Annotated in this window: 16 protein-coding genes; 4 read left to right on the forward strand and 12 right to left on the reverse strand. The window is 43.3% G+C overall.

Annotated features, from left to right (window positions below):
- Window positions 1-9 precede the first annotated feature (9 nt).
- From VEHSUH05_RS09075 to VEHSUH05_RS09130, 12 genes are all read right to left on the reverse strand, one after another.
- Window positions 10-1,056 carry a carbohydrate kinase family protein gene (locus tag VEHSUH05_RS09075; RefSeq protein WP_084214616.1) on the reverse strand — a complete coding sequence of 349 codons (1,047 nt, stop codon included), beginning with the start codon at window positions 1,054-1,056 and terminating at the stop codon, window positions 10-12.
- Between the two features lie 189 nt (window positions 1,057-1,245).
- Window positions 1,246-2,886, reverse strand: coding sequence for a heme anaerobic degradation radical SAM methyltransferase ChuW/HutW (gene hutW, locus VEHSUH05_RS09080; protein ID WP_105091375.1), 1,641 nt, complete (start codon window positions 2,884-2,886; stop codon window positions 1,246-1,248).
- 18 nt (window positions 2,887-2,904) lie between these two features.
- Window positions 2,905-3,423 carry a flavodoxin family protein gene (locus VEHSUH05_RS09085; RefSeq protein ID WP_105091376.1) on the reverse strand — a complete coding sequence of 173 codons (519 nt, stop codon included), beginning with the start codon at window positions 3,421-3,423 and terminating at the stop codon, window positions 2,905-2,907.
- A 27-nt stretch (window positions 3,424-3,450) separates the two neighbouring features.
- Window positions 3,451-4,245 (reverse strand): energy transducer TonB family protein, encoded by a 795-nt coding sequence (locus tag VEHSUH05_RS09090; protein WP_038115929.1) that lies wholly within the window; start codon window positions 4,243-4,245, stop codon window positions 3,451-3,453.
- A 2-nt stretch (window positions 4,246-4,247) separates the two neighbouring features.
- A complete protein-coding gene (locus VEHSUH05_RS09095; RefSeq protein WP_038115931.1) occupies window positions 4,248-4,655 on the reverse strand; it encodes an ExbD/TolR family protein in 408 nt (135 codons plus the stop codon).
- A gap of 1 nt (window position 4,656) precedes the next feature.
- Complete coding sequence (locus tag VEHSUH05_RS09100; protein ID WP_038115932.1) at window positions 4,657-5,274, reverse strand: MotA/TolQ/ExbB proton channel family protein; 618 nt, start codon at window positions 5,272-5,274, stop codon at window positions 4,657-4,659.
- A gap of 35 nt (window positions 5,275-5,309) precedes the next feature.
- Window positions 5,310-10,388, reverse strand: coding sequence for a TonB-dependent receptor plug domain-containing protein (locus VEHSUH05_RS09105; protein WP_105091377.1), 5,079 nt, complete (start codon window positions 10,386-10,388; stop codon window positions 5,310-5,312).
- A gap of 244 nt (window positions 10,389-10,632) precedes the next feature.
- Window positions 10,633-11,523 (reverse strand): helix-turn-helix domain-containing protein, encoded by an 891-nt coding sequence (locus VEHSUH05_RS09110; protein ID WP_105091378.1) that lies wholly within the window; start codon window positions 11,521-11,523, stop codon window positions 10,633-10,635.
- Between the two features lie 220 nt (window positions 11,524-11,743).
- Window positions 11,744-12,142 (reverse strand): YbaN family protein, encoded by a 399-nt coding sequence (locus tag VEHSUH05_RS09115; RefSeq protein WP_054674562.1) that lies wholly within the window; start codon window positions 12,140-12,142, stop codon window positions 11,744-11,746.
- Window positions 12,142-13,509, reverse strand: a complete 1,368-nt coding sequence (locus VEHSUH05_RS09120) for a PTS ascorbate transporter subunit IIC (RefSeq protein ID WP_038115940.1) — start codon at window positions 13,507-13,509, stop codon at window positions 12,142-12,144. The genes VEHSUH05_RS09115 and VEHSUH05_RS09120 overlap by 1 nt, the downstream gene beginning before the upstream one ends.
- A 34-nt stretch (window positions 13,510-13,543) precedes the next feature.
- Window positions 13,544-13,819, reverse strand: a complete 276-nt coding sequence (locus VEHSUH05_RS09125) for a PTS sugar transporter subunit IIB (RefSeq protein WP_054674561.1) — start codon at window positions 13,817-13,819, stop codon at window positions 13,544-13,546.
- Window positions 13,820-13,944: 125 nt separating this feature from the next.
- Window positions 13,945-14,397: a PTS sugar transporter subunit IIA gene (locus VEHSUH05_RS09130; protein WP_038115945.1), complete on the reverse strand. Its 453-nt coding sequence runs from the start codon at window positions 14,395-14,397 to the stop codon at window positions 13,945-13,947.
- A 275-nt stretch (window positions 14,398-14,672) separates the two neighbouring features.
- Here VEHSUH05_RS09130 and VEHSUH05_RS09135 point away from each other — a divergent pair, with 275 nt between their 5' ends.
- From VEHSUH05_RS09135 to VEHSUH05_RS09150, 4 genes are all read left to right on the forward strand, one after another.
- Window positions 14,673-15,680, forward strand: a complete 1,008-nt coding sequence (locus VEHSUH05_RS09135; RefSeq protein ID WP_105091379.1) for a FecCD family ABC transporter permease — start codon at window positions 14,673-14,675, stop codon at window positions 15,678-15,680.
- 29 nt (window positions 15,681-15,709) lie between these two features.
- Window positions 15,710-16,456, forward strand: coding sequence for an ABC transporter ATP-binding protein (locus VEHSUH05_RS09140; RefSeq protein ID WP_038115949.1), 747 nt, complete (start codon window positions 15,710-15,712; stop codon window positions 16,454-16,456).
- An 18-nt stretch (window positions 16,457-16,474) separates the two neighbouring features.
- Window positions 16,475-17,485, forward strand: a complete 1,011-nt coding sequence (locus VEHSUH05_RS09145; protein WP_105091380.1) for an ABC transporter substrate-binding protein — start codon at window positions 16,475-16,477, stop codon at window positions 17,483-17,485.
- A gap of 841 nt (window positions 17,486-18,326) precedes the next feature.
- A complete protein-coding gene (locus tag VEHSUH05_RS09150; protein ID WP_105091381.1) occupies window positions 18,327-20,477 on the forward strand; it encodes an ATP-dependent Clp protease ATP-binding subunit in 2,151 nt (716 codons plus the stop codon).
- The last annotated feature ends 116 nt before the right edge of the window (window positions 20,478-20,593 follow it).

Here is a 20,593-nt window from a genome sequence, read left to right on the forward strand (position 1 = left end):
ATGTCCACCTTAACGGGAGTTTGCCAATGCCACCGCATCCTCTAATGAGGGTAATCCGCTGCGGCCACCGAGCCTCTGCGTATTTAAAGATGCGACGGCGGAAGCAAAATCAGCGGCACTTTCAAAAATTGTATTAGAGCAGTCCAACAGGACCTCCCGCGCACTTCGACGCCCCTCGCACTCAACGCGCATATTGCGAATCGTCTTGGCGATAACCGTCAAAAAGGCACCGTGAAAGCTGTCACCCGCCCCGGTAGTATCTAAAACGGCATCTTGAGGAAATGCGGGGCACCGATAAAATGTCCCGTCAGGCCATACAAAATAGCTGCCCTCAGCCCCATCCGTAACGCCCGCAATATAGGCGCCACGCTCATGAATAATGCGGCAGGCCTCCTCCAGGTCCGTAGTTCCCGTATATTTTTCGGCGTAATCCCGGGCGACGATAACAATATCACTGGCCCGTGTAATGTCCTTCAAGCCTTCATCATACCGGTTCGCACCGCCATCAAGAGAGACAAGGTTCCCGGACTGCTTACAGATAGTCATGGCCTCAATCAGGCATTTACGATGACGGCCGTTGATATGTAGGATATGACCGCCTTCAACACACGCCTTATGCTTATCCAGAGACTCCAGTTCGGGTGCCGTGGACCGTTCAAAGAAAATAGCCCGATCGCCGGTCTTTTCATTAACTAAAATAGTGGCACTCGCCGACTTGGAGTCCCGCGCAGATTCGATATGACTGGTTTCAACATTATAGTAATCAAAATCATCGAGAATATGAGTTCCCCCTATATCATCTCCGATAACGTCAATCATAACCGTATCGAGTCCGTACTTCCCCGCCGTAGCAAGGGCAGTCGCTACAGGGCCGCCTCCGTCAACGGCAGTCATTACCGCCTCCTGCACCTCACGTCCCGTAGGGAATGATTTAACCATGACAAATCGATCCAATGTACTGGCCCCGATACCGACAATATCAAAAGGATGTGTATCATATACAATATCTCTCGGCCGTTCAGGTGTCGCCGTAACACTTGCAATAGTAACCTGCATATTACTTCCTCATTATACTAATCATCTTACATGCTGACCTTAATTTTAATACAATTCTACGTCTAGCATACCCGTATACATGGTAAAAGTAAACCCCGGAACGAATCCCGGGGTTTTTATCGATCATGTGATGAAATAGTATATACAATGTATACTGAGGTTATTTAGTTGGTGTAAGTAGTGTAAAGGTTAGGACATCATACGTTCCATCATATATTCTATTTCATCAGCGCTGAGATTATACATAGCCTGGGCCATACGTTCCGCAGATTCACCGGAGGAACCGCTTTTCGCGATTTCCGCTTTAGCCTTTGCAATGAGAGCATCCTTACGCTTAGCTTCTTCGTTTTCACCGGTGGGGACGGAAACATTCTCCTTGCCTTGACCGATGCCGCGCACCTCTTGAGCCGGCGCCGTTTTAGAACGAGTCTTTGTATCCTGTGCAGCTACCGATTCCAACGCGAATGAATTGCGACCGGTCATGATGTACTCGACGACTTCCAGTGTACTTTGAGTGATATTAACGGTCCAAAACTCACCGGCCGTCGTCAAACGGTAAAGGATCCCGTTATAAGTTACAAGTCCTCGTTCCCTCCAGATATCATAGAGCCAGCAAAGCTCTTTCAAGCGGGGATCCATCGTCACTAAATCATCGATATTCAGGAAGCCCTGTTCCAGTTGACTCACCACGACATTGACAATCGGCTGCAGTTCGCTCTGCTTCATAAGCGCCATAAACGGTTTCTCACCGCGGCTGACCATGTCTTCATAAGGCTTTAACGCGCGATGCAACATCATACCGTAACCGTCTATATTACCACCGGCACCGCTTCCGAACGGAAACATCGGCACACCGGCTTTAGCGAGAATATTATACAGGCTGCGTTCCCGATTATTGGCACTCCAATGGGCTGCACTCAATCTACGATACGCGCGTTTCTCCAAATAGTCCCGACCGAACGTAAACATATCACTTTGCATTGCCGTCGTCGCTGCCGGCGGCACTTTACCGTTCGCAATATCCCTATTAAGGTCGCTGCCGTCAAACACATTAAGCTGGTATAAGTCGGCTCCATCCACTCCGGAACTTACGAGTTGAGCCAGGTCGTCCTCCCATACCTCCATCGTTTGACCCGGTAAACCATAGATAAGGTCAATAACCAGAGAACACTGACCGTAAGCTTTCACATCCGCCAGTCTTTTAAGCACCGTCTCCCGATCGTCTAAACGCCCTACCATTTGGCGTACCTCGGTATTAAAGGACTGCACCCCGATAGACATACGATTTACACCGTGACTCATCCAAACGTCCAAATTTTCCGGAATCAAATCGTGAATACGACCTTCCAAGGTCAGTTCATAATCATTCGCCAACGGCAAGTAGTCGCGAATCGCCTGCAACAGGCGTTTCGAGTTCTCCGGAGATAACGATGTAGGCGTACCGCCACCGATAAACAGCGCATGAATTAGACCGTCTTTCAATCGCTTGCATTCACTGGCGGCCTGCAATTCACCGATGAGGCCGTCGATATATGTATCTTCCACATTCTGACTGGTCCCGTTCTGAAAGAAGCCGCAATAGGTGCATTTCGTCTTACAGAATGGAATATGGATATATGCGGACTGCATCTGTCCTTTAGAGGCCTCTCCGTTCATCACGGTCTGCCAGACATGTTGAGTTTCCTTCGGAGATACGAGTGTACCGTTTAACCCCGCATGAACGACGCGCTTATGAGGGAATGCCCCGCTGATAGGATCATCACAAATCATACCCAATTGCAAATTTCTCTGCTTCTCGGGAAGTGATTCAAAAAACGCTGCTAACGTCATACTACAATCCCCCTTATATCAGGCTTGCAACTTGGCAAGAACCGATTTTGCAAATTCCTTGGCATTTGCAAAGTCCTGTTCATCCGGATGCGTTTCTGCAGACTTATGTAATGCATCACGTTCAGGACTTTGACCATGTGCAGATCCCGGAAGGAACATCTTATACATCATTTCGATGACCTTCGGATCGATTTTTCCTTGACATACGAATCCATCTACCAGTTGCTCCTTGTTCGGTAATAATGCGGCTGCTTTTTCAATGCTTTCACGAGCATGGTCGGAATCGGCATACATACCCAACGTCGCAAATAATACGACATGAGGATTTGTAAGCGTTTCAATCAATTTAGCGGCTTCTTTATTAGCCGTACCGCGATCAACCCAGAAACCTACAAATACAGTGTCGTAATCACTCAAATTTTCCGGTGCGTCCTTAACGGAAACGCAAGGTGTCCCCGGCGGCATAATGGAAGCCATGGCTTCCGCTACACGTTTTGTATTCCCTGTAAGGGATGAATATAAAATAATGTTCTTCATTGCTATCTCCTCTATTACTTATATAGATTATTCGTCATCTTCATCAGATGATTCTTGTCCTCTAAATTCAACCGGTACATTTACATTTATATCTTCTCCGGTCGGATTATTATATGGTGTTGCGGATACAACTGCAGACATAGCTGCATCATTAAAGATTTCATTTGTGGTCGATAAAATTTGCTGCCCGATAAGAGCACCATCCGTATTTAATGTCACCTGTACAAGTACGTCACCTTCCAGGCGCCGTTTCAACGCCATAGCCGGACTTTGTGCATAATTCTGTACTTTTTCACGGAAGCCTTCACTGTCAAATGCCGCTTTCACTTTGCCATGACCGTCTCCTTCACCCTTGCCATCGCCCTTGCCATAACCGGTACCACGACCATCGCCAACACCTGTACCGTCACCGGTTCCATGACCACCACCGGTGCCGCCTCCGGATCCCGGACCGTTACCGACTCCGCCATTTTCACCGGATGTGTTCGATTGAGCTTCATTACCCTTACTTGGTACATTTACAGCATCAGGAATATCTGTTGCCGTAGATGGTTCCACATTTGTTACAACAGCCTTTGTCCTTGCCGCCACTTCATCAGCGGACAGCGGTTTCGGGAATAGGGATGCCCTGTCCCCGCCTCCGCCGCCGGCATGGCCGCTACCGCCATCATCAAGCACACTCTGAGTGAGATCGATTTCATATGTGTCCTGCTCCTGGATAGCGGGCACTACTACAAAGAAAATGACGGCAATAAATAGAATAATCAGATGCACTATGGCGGATATGATGGCTGCCTTTTTCCATGATATGCCTATTCCCATAGTTATCCTTTCTGTTCTGCAGCAATAGCCAGACGCTTAACACCGGATTGTTTAAGCATATCCATGATAGCTACCACCTGACCATGTGCTGCACGCTTATCGGCCTGTAAAATAACGCTGGCATTCGGATTCTGGGCTATACGTTCTTTTACCATGGCCTCTGCCGCATCGATGCTCATCGGATTATTATCAATCGTGATGTGTCCCTCCGCATCCAGCGTGAGGACCACCGGTAATTGAGCCGGTGCCGATGCAGATGAAGCTTGCGGCAACTGTACGGATAAAGCCTTCTGTGCAATGGTCTGCAAACTATTCATCATGAAGAACACCAATAAGAAGAATATAATATCAATCATTGGGATAATCATGAATTCAGGCTTGGATTTCATACGAAAACTTTGTAAATTCATACTATTTCCACCCTTCCCGTTTTGCTGTAATTATATTAACACACATCGTTTCAATTTGATTAATAATGGAGTCCAAACGATGACTAAAAAATGTATAAACGATAAATGCCATAATCGCCACGCATAGACCGGATGCCGTCGCGATGAGGGCTTCACCTACCCCTCCGGTAATGGCGGATGCACCTGCACCGGAGTCGAGAATACTGAAAGAACCGATCATCCCCGTAACCGTCCCCAACAAGCCCAATAATGGAGAAATTGTTACGGTTGCACTTAAGTAATCCATATATTTTTTGAATCCTACCGCATCAACGCCCATCTGGTCGCCGAAAGCCGTTTTCATTCCCGCTTCGTCCTTATCATTCATCAATCCCGCTTGCGCAACTCGACTTGCAATAGACGGGTTTTCCTGAATCACTTTTTCAATTTCATCCCATCTCTGCAATCTGGAAAGTTCATTAACAGCATGACACACAACAAAGGTCTTACCTGCATATTTACGATAATAGAAAGCTCGTTCCACCGCTATGGCGATAACCATAAGGGACAAGAATAACAATGGATACATGACATATCCGCCGCTATGAAATAAATGAATTACATAATTTAGATTTTCCATACTAGTTACCTTTCTGTCTATTCACAGACCGCATATCAGAACCGATAGGTCCCTTGAATTCTTGTATAATCGCCTAACTTAAAACTTTCACTACCATATAAAGTATCCCGTTTATTAGTACCCTTGGCATCAAATGTATAGAACGCCTCAATGAGCAGATCCTTACGCGGTACATAACCGGCACCAAAGGTGAAGCTGCGGATTCCGTCCAGATAACGGTCCGGAACAGCACCTGTACCGTTGCCGCCGAAGAATGAACCGTGCTGGAAGTATTTATAATCAATAAACGCATTCCACGACTTCGGAACATCCAAATCCGCACGGCCGATATCGAGTCGAGCCATCCAGAAGTGCGGCGTACCGCCCATTTGGTGCCCTTTAATAGTAAAATCCGCGGTGCCCCGTTCATGTTCATAAACGGTATTACCGTTCATATATCTGCCGAAGTTCGATCTGTTCTGCCCGTAATCAACGGTTACGGATGCATTAGCGCCTAGCTGATATTTAGCGCCGATACCGAATATATGCGCTACATTCGAGAAACTGTATTCATCATTTTTGTTGCCGTTAGCATTCAGGAAGGTATGCTTGCTGCCGTTAAAGGAACGTAAATACCATGCTTGCAAGCCGAGACGTGAACCGATCTGTTTCTTCACCTGTACAAAAGCGGCCGTTTCAATCGGTGGAATTGTATCCTTTTCAAGAACAACACCTTCCGTCCTGATAAGATTACCGATAATCTTACCGATAGCCTCCCGAGGCAATTTATTTTCAGACTCAGCATCATGTACAACCTTTTCCAAATTATATAGATAGTTATACATCGCAGGAGTAAGACCCCAACCATAATCGGAGCTACCTTCACCCCAATCACTTGAGGAAAGTGTAAAGTTCTTATTATAAAGAGTCGATTTAGCATCATAATCGCTAAATACATATTTACCGCTGTCGTATTTGTAGGTCTTGGCACCTAAGAATCCGGAAAATTCGTAGTCATTTGCAGATTGACCATAATAATCATACGATTGACGGAACGTACCGTCCGCCTGTTTAACCCAAACAGCTTCAAGTTCACCATTCTTATAGTTGGACCAATTATCGGATGCATTGTATTTAGCGATAGAGTTCATAGCTTTATCGATATCCGCCCCATGTTTATCCATATAAGCTTTAGGATTCAACAAAGCATCCTTATTATCTGACGAAACGATAAGCCCTTTGGCCGACTCTTTTAAGTACTCAGGATATAACGGCGAATTCACGTTATACATGATGCCGCCAGTCATATAGAGTTTTTCCCCTGTTTTCTTATTGGTGATTTCATACATTGCATAACCACCGGACGGAATATCAAGGGAGAACTTGGCTTTCGCCATTTCTTCCGGATAGGCCTTTGTAAGAATATCCTGTAAGCGACCCATAATTTGAGCCTGTTTCTTCTGCGTTTCAGCCAGTTTTGCATCAACCTTCGCGATTTCCTGATCACGATTAGGATTACTCCAGCTTAGATCCGCATTCTTTTTGAAAGTCTCATATTCATCCTGCAAATCCTTTAGCTGTTGATAGAAGTAGAGATTATCCGTTTTACCTTTATACGTGGAGTCGTAGATACCATTTGGACTGTCCGGAGCCGCCGCATCTTCCGTCGTCTTTCGTTCTCCGTCAGAGCCGGACTTGGTTGCGCTGTTGATATCATACGGATATTCATCTCGATTAATCCCTATCAGCTCGGCCGCAGTAGGCGGTCTATAAATCACCTTATGTTCCGCATGTGTATAAGCGGAATCACTGATTCCTGTACTGTGCTTAAATGTACCTACGCCAATGCGTACTTGTGTATCATTACCGGTCCACACGGCACGTGCTCCATCATAAGACTGTCCGAACCAATAGCCGCTTGCCCCCATAGGCTCAGTCAATCGTCCTACGGATACGTCCCACTTCTTAACACGCCTTGTAAGATCAACCGTATCGAGCCGTTGATGATTAAAACCCTTCGAATTAGACATCGTCCAACTCGTATCTACGCCACGCATACCCGTCGCACTGCCGATAACGGTGAGATTAGTAAACTCATTGAGACGTGCATCAAAGCCGAGACGCAGTCGTTGTTCAAAGCTATGACGATTTGCATCGTACATATTGGCCTTTGCAGATCCGATAGCAGAATTTTCTCTAAACGGCGATTGAGGACGGTTAGTGCCGTCATGAGCCATCCAACGTGTACGGTAATCGCCGACCATCGTAATACCACGTTCTTTAGAGGTGTCGAAATCAGAGCGAATAAAATCGGTTAGACGAACTACATCGGATACATTTTGTACTGCGGATTCGATATTTACAGACTCACCATTAGCTGCATTAAAATCTACGGAACCGACTTTACCGGTTGTGCCGTTGGCTTTACCAATGACCGCGGTCTTACTTTCACCACCGCCGAATTTAAGATTGACACCTACTCGGTATACGCGTTCCTGTGTAGCCCGATCATCATCACGATGATTAAAGATATTATTGATGCCGAAGTACATCATGGCATTTTTATTAAACCGCTTCTGCACCATAACATTCCAAATACCGAATGTCTTCTTTTCATAAACCTGTTTCTTATATACACCGGCATCACCGGACAGGATATCAGGCCAATAGTTACCGCCATTATTCAATGTGTTGCTGTCGAGCATGTTGATATAATAATCACCCCAGATAGAGCCGTTCCAGCCGGATTTCGGATTATCATATGTGATACCTATATCCACTTTATGCATCGGTTTATCTAAGAGCTGACGCGGCATGCTCGGATCGCTCTTGTTAATGGCATGCAAATAGGTATAACCCAATTTCGCAGACCAGTACTTGCCGAACTTCTGCTGCACTTCCGCTTGAAGACCGGTAATTTCAGCTTTGCCGATATTTTTAAAGCTGTAAATCATATCCGGTGCGCGTTGGTATTTTGCATCGCCGCGCAAGTACGGTGCGAAGTCCATAAAATCGCCAGTAAAATACACGGACATATAGTTTTTAATGCGATTATGGAATACCCCGATACGAGCATAGGTATTTTTGTTTTCACCTTCTAAACTCATATCAAAGTTGAGTGATTTTTCCGGTTTCAGGTTCGGGTTGCCCGCCCAGTACCAACCGAGCTTGGCAACACCGATGCCCACAGGATTCGATGCATACATTTCCCAGTTGTACCACAACTCGCCCATGCCCGGTTCCGTATAACCGGTACCCACATTAGCCTTGAATCGACGGTGTGTATTACCTTTGACGTTATAAGTCATCCCCATAGACGCAGATATATTGGAACCGAACAGACTGCTGTTATCAAATCGTACAATCGGTATCAATGTCAAATTCTTATTAACCTGCCATGTATCGGAAATATAAGCGTTTACCTTTCTAATCGTTCCGCTACCGGTAGTCAACCGTTGATCTCGATTACGATATTCTTCAAGAAATGCCTTACCATTTAATTTAGGTGCTTTCTTACGCATTTCCGCATCATTGGATTCACCGTATTTAAAGTAATCGCCAACAATGTTCGCACGATGCGCCGCCATTTCAGGATTCTCCGCTTTTAAGCGATCCTCTAAAGCATAATACCGCTTTTTAAACTCATCGGTTACAGGTTGATTATTCGGTGATGTGCTGGACCATTCACTGAGACGGCTTTCAGATAAGCCGTAATTCACATAGTCATCATATGTAATCCCCGGTTTCTGGGCATTTGTTTCAGCGCCATAGTATTCATAATCCATATCCCACTGCGGCATTCCACCGCCGGAATTAATGAATTTATAGTCATGAATATGAGAATACACCTTAACGCTGTTATCACCTTTACGCCGCACCAGACGGTCTAATTTATCTACGAGCAGACTCTTGTCATAATTCCACGGATCGATATACATAGTGCTCGTATTCGGCGAGCTCTTAAGGCGACTGCCGGAGCCTTCTTCACGAGCATAACTTACGCCGTAACTGAGCAAGTGATTTTTATGGACCTGTGTGTTCGCATTCGCACGAATATCCAATTGACGATGATCGATATTATCGATATACCGCAATTCGTTGGATCCTTCATATGCGGACCGCCCCGTATAACTGATGAGAGCCACATCATTTTCCTTGATGCGCGAATAGTTGGTCTCTACCGTCCAATCACTTTTGCCGGCCTTCGAGGACCACGATAAATTCGCCGTATTCCGATCAGCGGTTCGTTTAAAGTGTTGTTGCGGTTCCAAATCTGAATCAGAATGTTTCACATCACGTACAAGATCCTCCGTATATCGGTTGAGACGCATTTCAAACCTATTTCTGTCACTGGCCTCATAGGTCGCAACGAGACCGATATCCGCCGCATCCCCATAATAACGAAGCACGTTCGGCTTAAAGTTATGTTTTGCATAATCAAAAGCCATCCCGGACTGACGACGCTTAACAGATGCTAGTACCGGCATAAGATCCCGTTTACTGCCGGACAAGCCCACCTTCAATTTACCCATTTGACCCGAATCGGCCCGAATAAAGAAGTTTTGATACGGAAAAGCATCACCATCACTCTTCCGACGCATCCCTTCCGCATTAAGTTGTAAGGTAGGTTTCTTCTGCGCCTTCTTTGTGATGATGTTGACAACACCGCCCACCGCATCGGAACCGTATTTAGCGCTCGCCGCTCCCTGAATAACCTCGATTCTCTCTACATTTTCCGTTCCCAGACGCTGTACTTCATCAGCAGCTCCGGAATACTTATCAAAATCACCCAGTACCGGTTGCCCATCCACTAGAATCAACGTATGACGCGCCTCGGCACCACGTATGGATACCCCTACGCGCCCCATTGCATCAACCGTTCTGGATACACCGGTTTGAGTAAAAATAATATCTTCGACGGACTTCGCCTGCTTCTTTTCAATTTCTTTTTTGGTAATAATTTGCACTTGCTGTGGATTTAATTTTGCTTCCTCTTCGGCCCATGTACCCTTAACATGAACTACATCGGTGGTCACCGTCGCATTGTCAGCCATGACAACAAACGGAGCATTTAACCATAGTGCCACCGCACTGGATAGGATTAAATAGCGTTTTGTGCGTCCCCAACGGATCATCACAACCTCCTCCAATATCTGATTACACACAACTATACTGTTTCTTTATGATTCCCATTTCACACCAGAAGAATCATAAAAAATACACTTCACTACCATCAGGTAATGACATTGAAAATCATTTACATAATTATGGTAGCAAAGTGTATCTTGCATATCTACTCCGAACAGACCAAAAATATACGATTCGGACAATATTCAATTATCATGTAACAACCGATCTAAATCTGTTGTTATAGTGTGACTATATCTTTCGATAATCACTCGGTTTCATCCCTACAGCCTCTTTGAAAGCACTTGTAAATTTACTGCCGTTTTCATATCCGACGGCATTAGCAATGCGCAAAATCGGTTCATCCGTATCGCGCAGCAGCCGCTTCGCCTCATTAATGCGACATTCTTTCAAAAATTGATGAATGGTCACACCATATACACCTTTAAAACACCGTTTCAATGTGGATGAGGGAATGTTAAAGCTATTGGCTAACTCGTCAATAGTGATACGCTTCATAAAATACGTAGACATATATCGACTGACGGATTTAACAATATCTACCTGTTGCTTCCTGAAAGTACTGCGCCTTTCACAATTTTCTGTAGATATAACAGATAATAATAAAAAGATTTCAATAACCTTCAGTCTAAAATAGTGACCTTTAATTTGATCGGGCACGGTATATAAACTGGAAAAAATTTGACGAACAGATTCCGTTTCCTCCACCATCATACCAAAGTCTGAATTCTCGCAAAATCGATTAGCTAAGTCCGTCAAATCGATGCGCGAATCCGTTACAAGGGAGTCCAATACAGGTTGAGCTTTTTCAACATCTACCAACAATACAATCCCTTTAAAAAATTTCGTAGGAAAATAGTTCTCATGTTGATAATCCGAGTGAGTATGCCATCCTAATGACATATCCCCTGCCCCCATATATAGGTACTCACCAGATGTAAATTTGCACTCAATGCGTCCCTCTTCACAGTGATTAATTGCAAACGTCTTTGTATGTGACTGGGCGAAAAATTGAATCGTCTCTCGTTTCACATCAAGGAAAATCAAATCGATACCGTCAAAAACAGTATATCTCGACATGGAAATTCCCGGCTGTGAAATCGCATGATTATGTGGATTCATACTATCACCATATACACAAATACTATAAACATCACTATTATAGTATACATATTGAAAGTGATTGTCAAATTCAAATCACCAATAATTCATATTACTTTTAAATTATATAAGTTTCCATATCGACGTAAAACCATTACAGATAATTCTCCCCAAATAAAATGACCACCCCTAATTAACACCTCTAATAGGGATGGCCAGTTTAAAGTATGATAACCGGTACTTACTTATTTTTTGTTTTTACAACACACGTTAAAGCTATTACATGTGCAATCCATACGATTGCCATCACTATGAGCGCTGCCGGAATAATTCTACTAAAGTAGGCTCCTATCGCCATTATGGTACTGACGGAAACCAGGATGGTCAACTTTGCCCGAACCGTCAACGCCTTATCTCGCTCATAAGCTCCGACAGTCCTTTGATATAAATCGGATTCCAGAAACTTCTTGTGGAATCTTTCAGAGCCTCGCGCCAAACAAAATAGTGTAAGCATGTAAAAGGGAACAGTTGGCAACATTGGCAGTACAATGCCTGCAGTACCAAGGCCAAAGCTAATAGCGGCTATAGTAAGAAATACATAGCGCACTACTGCATATCGATGTTGCGCTGTTGTTTTCATCATTCTTCTTCTACGTAGTTAATAACTTTACCTTTTGTTTTGATAAAATTAGGAATAATCAGTACCAATGCGGCAATAGCGACGATACCGTAGATACCTGCCATACCGATCCATTCAAAAGCGTGGCCTAACACTAAAGCTACCACTGCAAAATCCGCATCACCGAAGGTCGTATTTTGGAAGCCGAGCTGTCCTAAAACGGGTAACGCCATTGCAGGCAAAAATGTAATCGCCAAACCATTGAGAAATGCCCCTACCGCTGCACCACGACGACCACCTGTAGCATTGCCGAAAATACCTGCAGTAGCACCGCAGAAAAAGTGAGGTACAAGTCCCGGAATAATCAAAACGCCACCTACGGCACCAAGAATGAGCATCCCGATGATGCCGCCGATAAAGGAACTGATAAAGCCCAGCACTACAGCCGTCGGTGCATAGGTGAAGAATACGGCGCAATCTACGGCCGGAATAGCATTAGGGATAATCTTTGTAGCAATCCCTTGGAACGCGGGAATCAAATCACCTAAAATCATTCGAACACCGGAGTATACGATAGTCACACCTACCGCAAAGTTCATAGCGCTCATAATGGCATATAAATAAGGACTCATTTCACCCGATAAGGTTGCTACAAACTCAGAGCCTGCCGCAAAGGCCGCAATTAAATAAAATACGATCATCGTCAAGGCCGTAGACAATGTAGAGTCACGTAAGAAACCCCATTTTTCCGGAATTTCAATATCCTCCGTGCTGTCATCGGCTTTACCAACATATTTAGCAATCCATGCGGATAAATAATAACCCAAGCTGCCAAAGTGCCCCATTGCGATTTCATCACCATCCGTCACTTTAGATGTATAGCTTTGACCGATAGCAGGGGAAATAGCGGACCAGGCCCCCATCAAAAAGCCCCCTACAAAGATCAGTTCCATACCGGATAACCCCGCCGTACCCAACACGGCGGACATGAGACATGCCATAAACAAGCTGTGATGACCGGTTAAGAATACATACTTGAACTTGGTAAAACGGGCAATCAATAAGTTCATAATAAGACCGACTACCAGAATAGACATCGTTTCAACGCCCAATACCTTTTGTGCTACCGCTACGATAGCTTCGTTATTCGGTACGACACCGGTAATATGAAATCCATGTTCAATCATCTTCCCTAAAGGATCGAGATTGCTTACGATAACACCGGCCCCTGCGGCGAGCATTAAATAACCGAGAATCGGCTTTAGTGTGCCCGTCATAATTTTATGAAATGGACGTTTCAGTGCAATCAGTCCGATGCATGACATGATACCGATTAATAATGCCGGTTGAGAGAGCACATCACGTAAAAACTCCAATACCATTTCCATAACACTACCTCCTATGGTAAAACTCAAACGACTGTTATTGAGCCGCCTGTTGCAATGCTTCTAAAATATCTTCTTTGATCTTCTTTTTATTGATATAGCTACGAACGACAGCCACATTTTTACCATCAAACTGTTCCGCTAATTCTTTTACGGTTACGATTAAATCCGCCTTACGACCTTGAGCCGTATTAAAATCGATGGATTCCACTTGCGCATCGATACCGTTTTCCGCACATATTTCTTCAATTTTCATTTTAAGCATCAAGCTGGATCCGATGCCATTACCACATACAGTTAATACTGAAATCATAAAGTCCTCCCATACTATTAAGCACGATACATCATATAACTAATACTGCATATAAGCATATAAAATAATACATATAATATGTCTAAGTTAAAGAACATATCATACTGTAGATTTTAAACAACTCACTATTCACTCAAATGTTCCGACAAGAATGCCTGAACATCATCGATACTTTCAAAATTAGCAGCCGCATCAAGAAATTCTTCATCATCAAACAGCATCGCAATATCCGTAAGTAATTGAATATGCTCATCTTTGTTAGGTGCACATAAGAACAATGCCACGGATACGGGGTCATTGTCAGGGCTGCCGAAATCCAATGGTTTTTCCAACGTAACCAGTGCCGTTCCCACTTGTTTCGCTCCGTTTTCGGGACGTGCATGCGGCATGGCTAACCCCGGAGCCAATACGATGTACGGACCCATTTCACGAACGACCTCTACCATAGCCTCCGTATAAGAAGGTTCCGTAAACCCTGCCTCCACCATAAGCTGACCCCCATGACGGATGACATCCTCCCAGGATTCCGCCGGATAATGAAAGGATACATTGTCCTCGGATAATAAATCTTGTAACAAGCTAACACCTCCTAAGCTTAAGTACATATTAGATATCATGTCTATTATATCTATTCTGTGACAAATTTCATATATCAAAAAACAGATGAACTCATCATAAGTATAAAAACCTAAATCTTAAAGGATATGAACTCACAAATTTGTATACCAAACTTATTGCTTGTTCATCTATATTTTCGAATACCCATACGCCTATCCATATTGTATATATATTGAAAGTTATCTATACTTATCTAAGTAGTTATTACCTGCTAAAACGATAACAAGGAGATTTTATGCAGATTCCTATAAAAGTACTAATTCTAAGTCTTATACTCTGTTTTTCATTAGTAGTCGCCCTTCAGTTCGGGGCTAATTTTATTCCATTAGAGCAAATCACGTCTGCACTTGCGCACATACTGAATTCGAATGCTCATACAACTACGACAGACACGATTATTACAGATATTCGGTTGCCACGACTTATCTACTCGATTTTGACAGGTATCGGTCTTTCGCTCGTAGGTCTATTAATGCAGACCGTCACGCGCAATGCATTGGCAGACCCCTACGTATTAGGTGTTTCATCCGGCGCGAGTACCGGTGCTGTTTTCGCCATAATCATAGGCGGCGTTCCTCTGTTAGGACAATATAATACGCCTATTTTTGCAGCCTTGGGTGCGGCACTTTCCATTCTACTGGTACTGCTTTGTGTCGGTAAAAGCAACAGTCCCGTAAAACTCATACTCATCGGTATGGGAATGACCGGAATCTTCTCGGCATTAACGATGATGATTATTTATGGAGCCAAGCACGAAGCTCAAGTCCGCAGCGCCATGTTCTGGCTGCTTGGCAGCTTTGCCGGCATACAATGGAGTGACCTGCCGCTAACAGCAGTTATTGTAGTCTTATTAATTATATACATATATATGTTTAATCAGGATCTAGATGTACTGCTTCTTGGCAATCACGAAGCCGCACAAATGGGCTTATCTATAAAACAATTGCAACTGAGCATCGTCATCATATCCTCCATCGTCATCGCCACATTGGTATCAAAGGTTGGAGTTGTCGGATTTATCGGTCTTATCATTCCTCACTTGGCGCGGATTATAGGCGGACCCAAACATAAACACACATTACTGTTCAGCGCACTCATCGGCAGTATTGTAATGATTTGGTCAGACGTATTATCGAGAGCGCTCTATAGTCCGGAAGAAATCCCTATCGGTGTTCTTACATCCTTATTAGGGGCTCCGCTCTTCATATGGATTATCATGAATCGTTATAAACACAACAGTTAGCGGTCTTTATCAAATTTATGGGAGATACTATGTATCATATCGATCAGTTGTCTTTTTCTTATGAAAAAAAAGAAGTGTTAAAGGATATTACCGTAACATTTCCAACGAATAAAATAACGGCCATAATCGGCCCTAACGGATGCGGTAAATCAACGTTGCTCAGTCATCTATACCGCCTCCATCCGTCGCAAAATAAAATCACATTAAAACAACGCCCTTTAGAATCATATAAAGGACGCGAATTCGCTCAATTAGTGGCAGTCTTATCACAATCCAGAGACGCCATGATCGATGACTTCTTAGTGAAAGATATCGTTCTCATGGGGCGCTATCCGTACAAACAGCATTTCGGTACATATGGTTCAGAGGACATTAAAATTGCAGAGCACTATATGAATGAAGTAGGTATCGTACATCTTGCCAACGAGGAGATTCATCATCTGTCGGGCGGCGAAAAACAACGCGTCTTTATCGCTAAAGCATTGACGCAAGAGCCGCAGGTGCTCCTCCTGGATGAACCTACCAATCATCTGGATATGAAATATAAAATAGCCCTTATGAAACAATTACGGTCTTTCACAGGCACTACGATTGTAGTGCTGCATGATTTAAATTTAGCCGCTCAATACTGCGACCACGTGATCATAATGAATCACGGGGTCATACTGAGACAAGGTTCACCCGACGAGGTGCTCACACCTGAAATTCTTGAACCGATTTTTGAAGTGCCTTTCAAAACATCCTGGGATGAAGGGCGCTATCATTTATATTATTAACCAAAGAAAGGATTTATCATGTTTCAAAATTTAAGAAAAGCAAAAAAATTAGTAGTAATTACCCTGACCTGTGCAGCCTTTGCCATTGCCGGTTGCGGGTCTGATGCTGATGCCACAAAAGATACAGCTGACACAGGAAAAGCCGTAACTTGGAGTGAAACATTCGACGGTACGAAAACGGATTTCTCCGTAAAAACACCTCCTACCCATGCCGTATCAATGTCTCAAGCAACAACGGAAATGATGTTGCAATTAGGACTTGAAGACAAAATGGCGGGAACAGCATTTAAAGAAGAAGAAATTTATCCGCCTTTACAAGCCGCTTACGATAAGGTAAAAGTATTATCCGACAAATGGCCATCTTATGAAGTATTTATGTCCGTAAAACCAGACTTCGCCACCGGCTGGCCTGACTCATTCAGTAAACGCGCCATTCCGGCCGATAAGATGATTGCTCAAAAAGTAAATATCTGGCTTCCTGAATCCATGTTGTCCACCAAAGCCGATTTAGATACGAACTTCAATGATATGATCAAATTAGGCGAGATCTTCGGTGTAAAAGACAAGGCCGAAGACTGGGTCGCAGGTCAGCGTAAAACATTGGCTTCTATTCAGGACAAGCTAAAGGATTTACCTCGTAAACGCGTATTTATTTATGACTCCGAAGACGGTCAACCATTTACCGCATTTGAAGGCTATACAACAAATATCTTAAGACTTATCGGCGCGGATAATGTTATGAGCGGATTGGGTGTAGATAAAACATGGGCTAAAGGCTCCTGGGAAACAGTGATCGCACAAAATCCGGATTACATTATTATCGCTGACTACGGTAACTCTATCCGCAACGATGACGACTTCCAGCAAAAAATCGAAAAAATCAAGGCAAATCCTCAACTTCAGGATATTACAGCCGTTAAAGAAAATCACTTCATCCGTGTAAAACTTTCTGAAATCACACCGGGCGTGCGTACAGTCGACGCACTCAAACGCCTAGCGGAAGAAATTCACGGTGTCAAAATCGACTAGAGTCAAATAGTCATTCAATCTAATACTGAAAAGGACCCGATCCATAAGAATCGGGTCCTTTTCATATTGCTTATTGCACACAGCATATGTTAGAGAGTTGGAATGTGTTGTGATTTGAAAGATTTAAAAAGTTAAGTACAAATAGATACAAAATATAAAATTTGATATTCAGTTATCATATGCTGTGACAATGCCGTCATAATCGTTCCGACAGATTAACGCTCATGTCCTTTTAGTTTCATACCGCCTGTCATTATTCGCCTTAATCGCCATAATCAGAGGTCGTAACGAAAGAAACTCCTCATCGCTAAGTCGAAAGGTTCTGCCAATACGTTTAATAGGTTTACAAGGGCGCCCTGCCCCACGTCTTGCTCCACCCCAGGCCATATACATACCTCACTTTTCACTTGAAATAACTCCTCTCAAGGAACAGTATACTCTTATGTACATAACTATTCAATACTTATCCATCCCTAACAGACCATTAAATCGCATTAATCCATATATAAATTGCAAGCATTAGTAAAATGCATAGTTAATCAAAGCACATAATTATAAGATTTATATACTTTTACACTTGAATAACGACATCAATGTTGCCAAATATAGATATATTCAGATTATAGAATATAGTATTTACCTGTATTTAACTATTATAATAATATTTCTTATAATAAAAAGTCAGAAAAAGTCAAAAATTTTATTTCAAGCTATTGACTTTTTGACTTTTTAAAGTTATTATAATGACATAAGGTTAACAGAACCTAATAATATACGCAAGAAATTAAGTGGACAAAAAGTCAAATAGTTAAGCTTGTAGTAAAAAAGTGAGGTAATATATATGAATAACAATTTTAATAACTTTGGCAGTGAATTCGGTAGCATGAATGATTTGTTTAATCAATTAATGGGAAATATGGGCGGTTATTCCACAGAAACTCGTCGATACAAGATCAACGGTCGTGAAGTAACACCTGAAGAATTTGCTTACTATCGTCAAACAGGTCACTTACCTACCGATGAAGAAATTCAAGCTGCACAACAAGGCAAGATAAAGCAAGATGGTATTCTTGCTAAACTCGGTACAAATTTAACAGAACAAGCCCGTAACGGAAAACTGGATCCTGTTATAGGACGTAATAAGGAAATTCAGGAAACAGCTGAAATCTTGGCCCGTCGTACAAAAAACAATCCGGTGTTGGTCGGCGATGCCGGTGTCGGTAAAACAGCCGTTGTCGAAGGGTTAGCTCAAGCTATCGTAAACGGCGATGTACCGGCAGCGATTAAAAATAAGGAAATCATCTCCATTGATATTTCCGGTTTGGAAGCAGGTACACAATACCGTGGTTCCTTCGAAGAAAACATTCAGAACCTTATCAAAGAAGTAAAGGCTGCGGGCAATATCATCCTGTTCTTTGATGAAATCCACCAGATTCTAGGTGCCGGATCCACAGGTGACGGTCAAGGTTCCAAGGGGTTGGCAGATATCTTGAAACCTGCTCTATCTCGTGGTGAAATGACTGTAATCGGTGCAACTACACAGGATGAATATCGTAATACAATTATGAAAAACGCGGCTCTCGCTCGACGTTTTAATGAAGTAAAGGTAAACGCACCGTCCCCGGAAGATACTTTCAAAATCTTACAAGGCATTCGCCCATTGTATGAAGCACATCACAACATTGAATTACCGGACGCTGTATTGAAAGCGGCCGTAGATTATTCCGTGCAGTACATCCCTCAACGGAGTTTGCCTGATAAAGCTATCGACTTGATTGATGTAACAGCAGCTCACTTGGCCTCTCAACATCCCGTAACCGATATCAAAACATTGGAAGCGGATATTGCGGATGCTAAGGCAAAACAGGAGGAATACGCGCAGAAAGAAGATTACGAATCCGCTATCAATGAAAAGATGCGCATTCAGAAATTACAGGAAGAAATCGATAACCACACAGAAAACCAAAAGGTTGTGGCTAAGGTTAACGATGTAGCCGAAGCGGTAGAACGCATGACAGGTATTCCTGTATCCCAAATGGGTGCATCCGATATCGAACGATTGAAAGACATGAAGTCTCGCTTGGAAGCTCATGTAATCGGCCAGGATAAAGCTGTAGAAGCCGTATCTAAAGCAATCCGTCGTAACCGTGCAGGCTTTGACGAAGGCAACCGTCCAATCGGCAGCTTCTTATTTGTGGGTCCTACCGGTGTCGGTAAAACGGAATTGGCAAAACAATTAGCCCTTGATATGTTCGGCAATAAAGACGCTATTATTCGTCTCGATATGTCCGAATATAGTGACCGCACTGCGGTATCCAAATTGATTGGTGCTACTGCCGGTTACATCGGTTATGACGATAACTCCAATACATTGACTGAACGTGTTCGTCGTAACCCATATTCCATTATCCTATTCGACGAAATCGAAAAAGCGGATCCTCAAGTTATCACATTACTTTTACAAGTATTGGATGACGGTCACCTAACAGACGGTCAAGGTAACACGGTCAACTTTAAAAACACCGTTATCATCGCCACATCTAATGCCGGCTTTGGTTATGGTGATACTAAGGATGATGAAAGCTCAGCTGAAATCATGGATCGTATCGCCCCATTCTTCCGTCCTGAATTCTTAAACCGTTTCAACGCGGTTATCGAATTCAATCATTTGAGCAAGGAAGACTTGAAGAAAATCGTTGATTTGATGCTTGCCCAGGTAAATGCTACATTGGCGAAGAAAAACATCACCCTTGATGTAACCGATGCAGCCAAAGAGCTCTTGATGGAACAAGGCTATGACAAAGCGATGGGCGCTCGTCCATTACGTCGCGTCATCGAATCCGAAATACGCGACAATGTGACTGACTTCTATTTGGATCACATCGATGCTAAACACTTACTTGCCGATGTTGTGGACGGACACATCGTTATCAGCGACAAGGATGAGGCTAAGCCATCAGATGATACAAAGTCAGCTGATTCCAGCAAATAATCGGCTTATAGATAAAACATGTTTCAATTTAAATATGACAATACATGATATGAGGATATATGACAAAACGTATTGTAACTTTAACCCCATGAAAAACAATTACACACATAAACATC

The sequence above is a fragment of the Veillonella denticariosi JCM 15641 genome (genome assembly GCF_002959855.1).
Lineage (GTDB): Bacteria > Bacillota > Negativicutes > Veillonellales > Veillonellaceae > Veillonella > Veillonella denticariosi.

Excerpts from the sequence above, each read along its gene's own strand:
- VEHSUH05_RS09075 (WP_084214616.1), bottom strand. The coding sequence starts at position 1,056 with ATGCAGGTTACTATTGCAAGTGTTACGGCGACACCTGAACGGCCGAGA.
- hutW (WP_105091375.1), bottom strand. The coding sequence starts at position 2,886 with ATGACGTTAGCAGCGTTTTTTGAATCACTTCCCGAGAAGCAGAGAAAT.
- VEHSUH05_RS09085 (WP_105091376.1), bottom strand. The coding sequence starts at position 3,423 with ATGAAGAACATTATTTTATATTCATCCCTTACAGGGAATACAAAACGT.
- VEHSUH05_RS09090 (WP_038115929.1), bottom strand. The coding sequence starts at position 4,245 with ATGGGAATAGGCATATCATGGAAAAAGGCAGCCATCATATCCGCCATA.
- VEHSUH05_RS09095 (WP_038115931.1), bottom strand. The coding sequence starts at position 4,655 with ATGAATTTACAAAGTTTTCGTATGAAATCCAAGCCTGAATTCATGATT.
- VEHSUH05_RS09100 (WP_038115932.1), bottom strand. The coding sequence starts at position 5,274 with ATGGAAAATCTAAATTATGTAATTCATTTATTTCATAGCGGCGGATAT.
- VEHSUH05_RS09105 (WP_105091377.1), bottom strand. The coding sequence starts at position 10,388 with ATGATCCGTTGGGGACGCACAAAACGCTATTTAATCCTATCCAGTGCG.
- VEHSUH05_RS09110 (WP_105091378.1), bottom strand. The coding sequence starts at position 11,523 with ATGAATCCACATAATCATGCGATTTCACAGCCGGGAATTTCCATGTCG.
- VEHSUH05_RS09115 (WP_054674562.1), bottom strand. The coding sequence starts at position 12,142 with ATGAAAACAACAGCGCAACATCGATATGCAGTAGTGCGCTATGTATTT.
- VEHSUH05_RS09120 (WP_038115940.1), bottom strand. The coding sequence starts at position 13,509 with ATGGAAATGGTATTGGAGTTTTTACGTGATGTGCTCTCTCAACCGGCA.
- VEHSUH05_RS09125 (WP_054674561.1), bottom strand. The coding sequence starts at position 13,819 with ATGATTTCAGTATTAACTGTATGTGGTAATGGCATCGGATCCAGCTTG.
- VEHSUH05_RS09135 (WP_105091379.1), top strand. The coding sequence starts at position 14,673 with ATGCAGATTCCTATAAAAGTACTAATTCTAAGTCTTATACTCTGTTTT.
- VEHSUH05_RS09140 (WP_038115949.1), top strand. The coding sequence starts at position 15,710 with ATGTATCATATCGATCAGTTGTCTTTTTCTTATGAAAAAAAAGAAGTG.
- VEHSUH05_RS09145 (WP_105091380.1), top strand. The coding sequence starts at position 16,475 with ATGTTTCAAAATTTAAGAAAAGCAAAAAAATTAGTAGTAATTACCCTG.
- VEHSUH05_RS09150 (WP_105091381.1), top strand. The coding sequence starts at position 18,327 with ATGAATAACAATTTTAATAACTTTGGCAGTGAATTCGGTAGCATGAAT.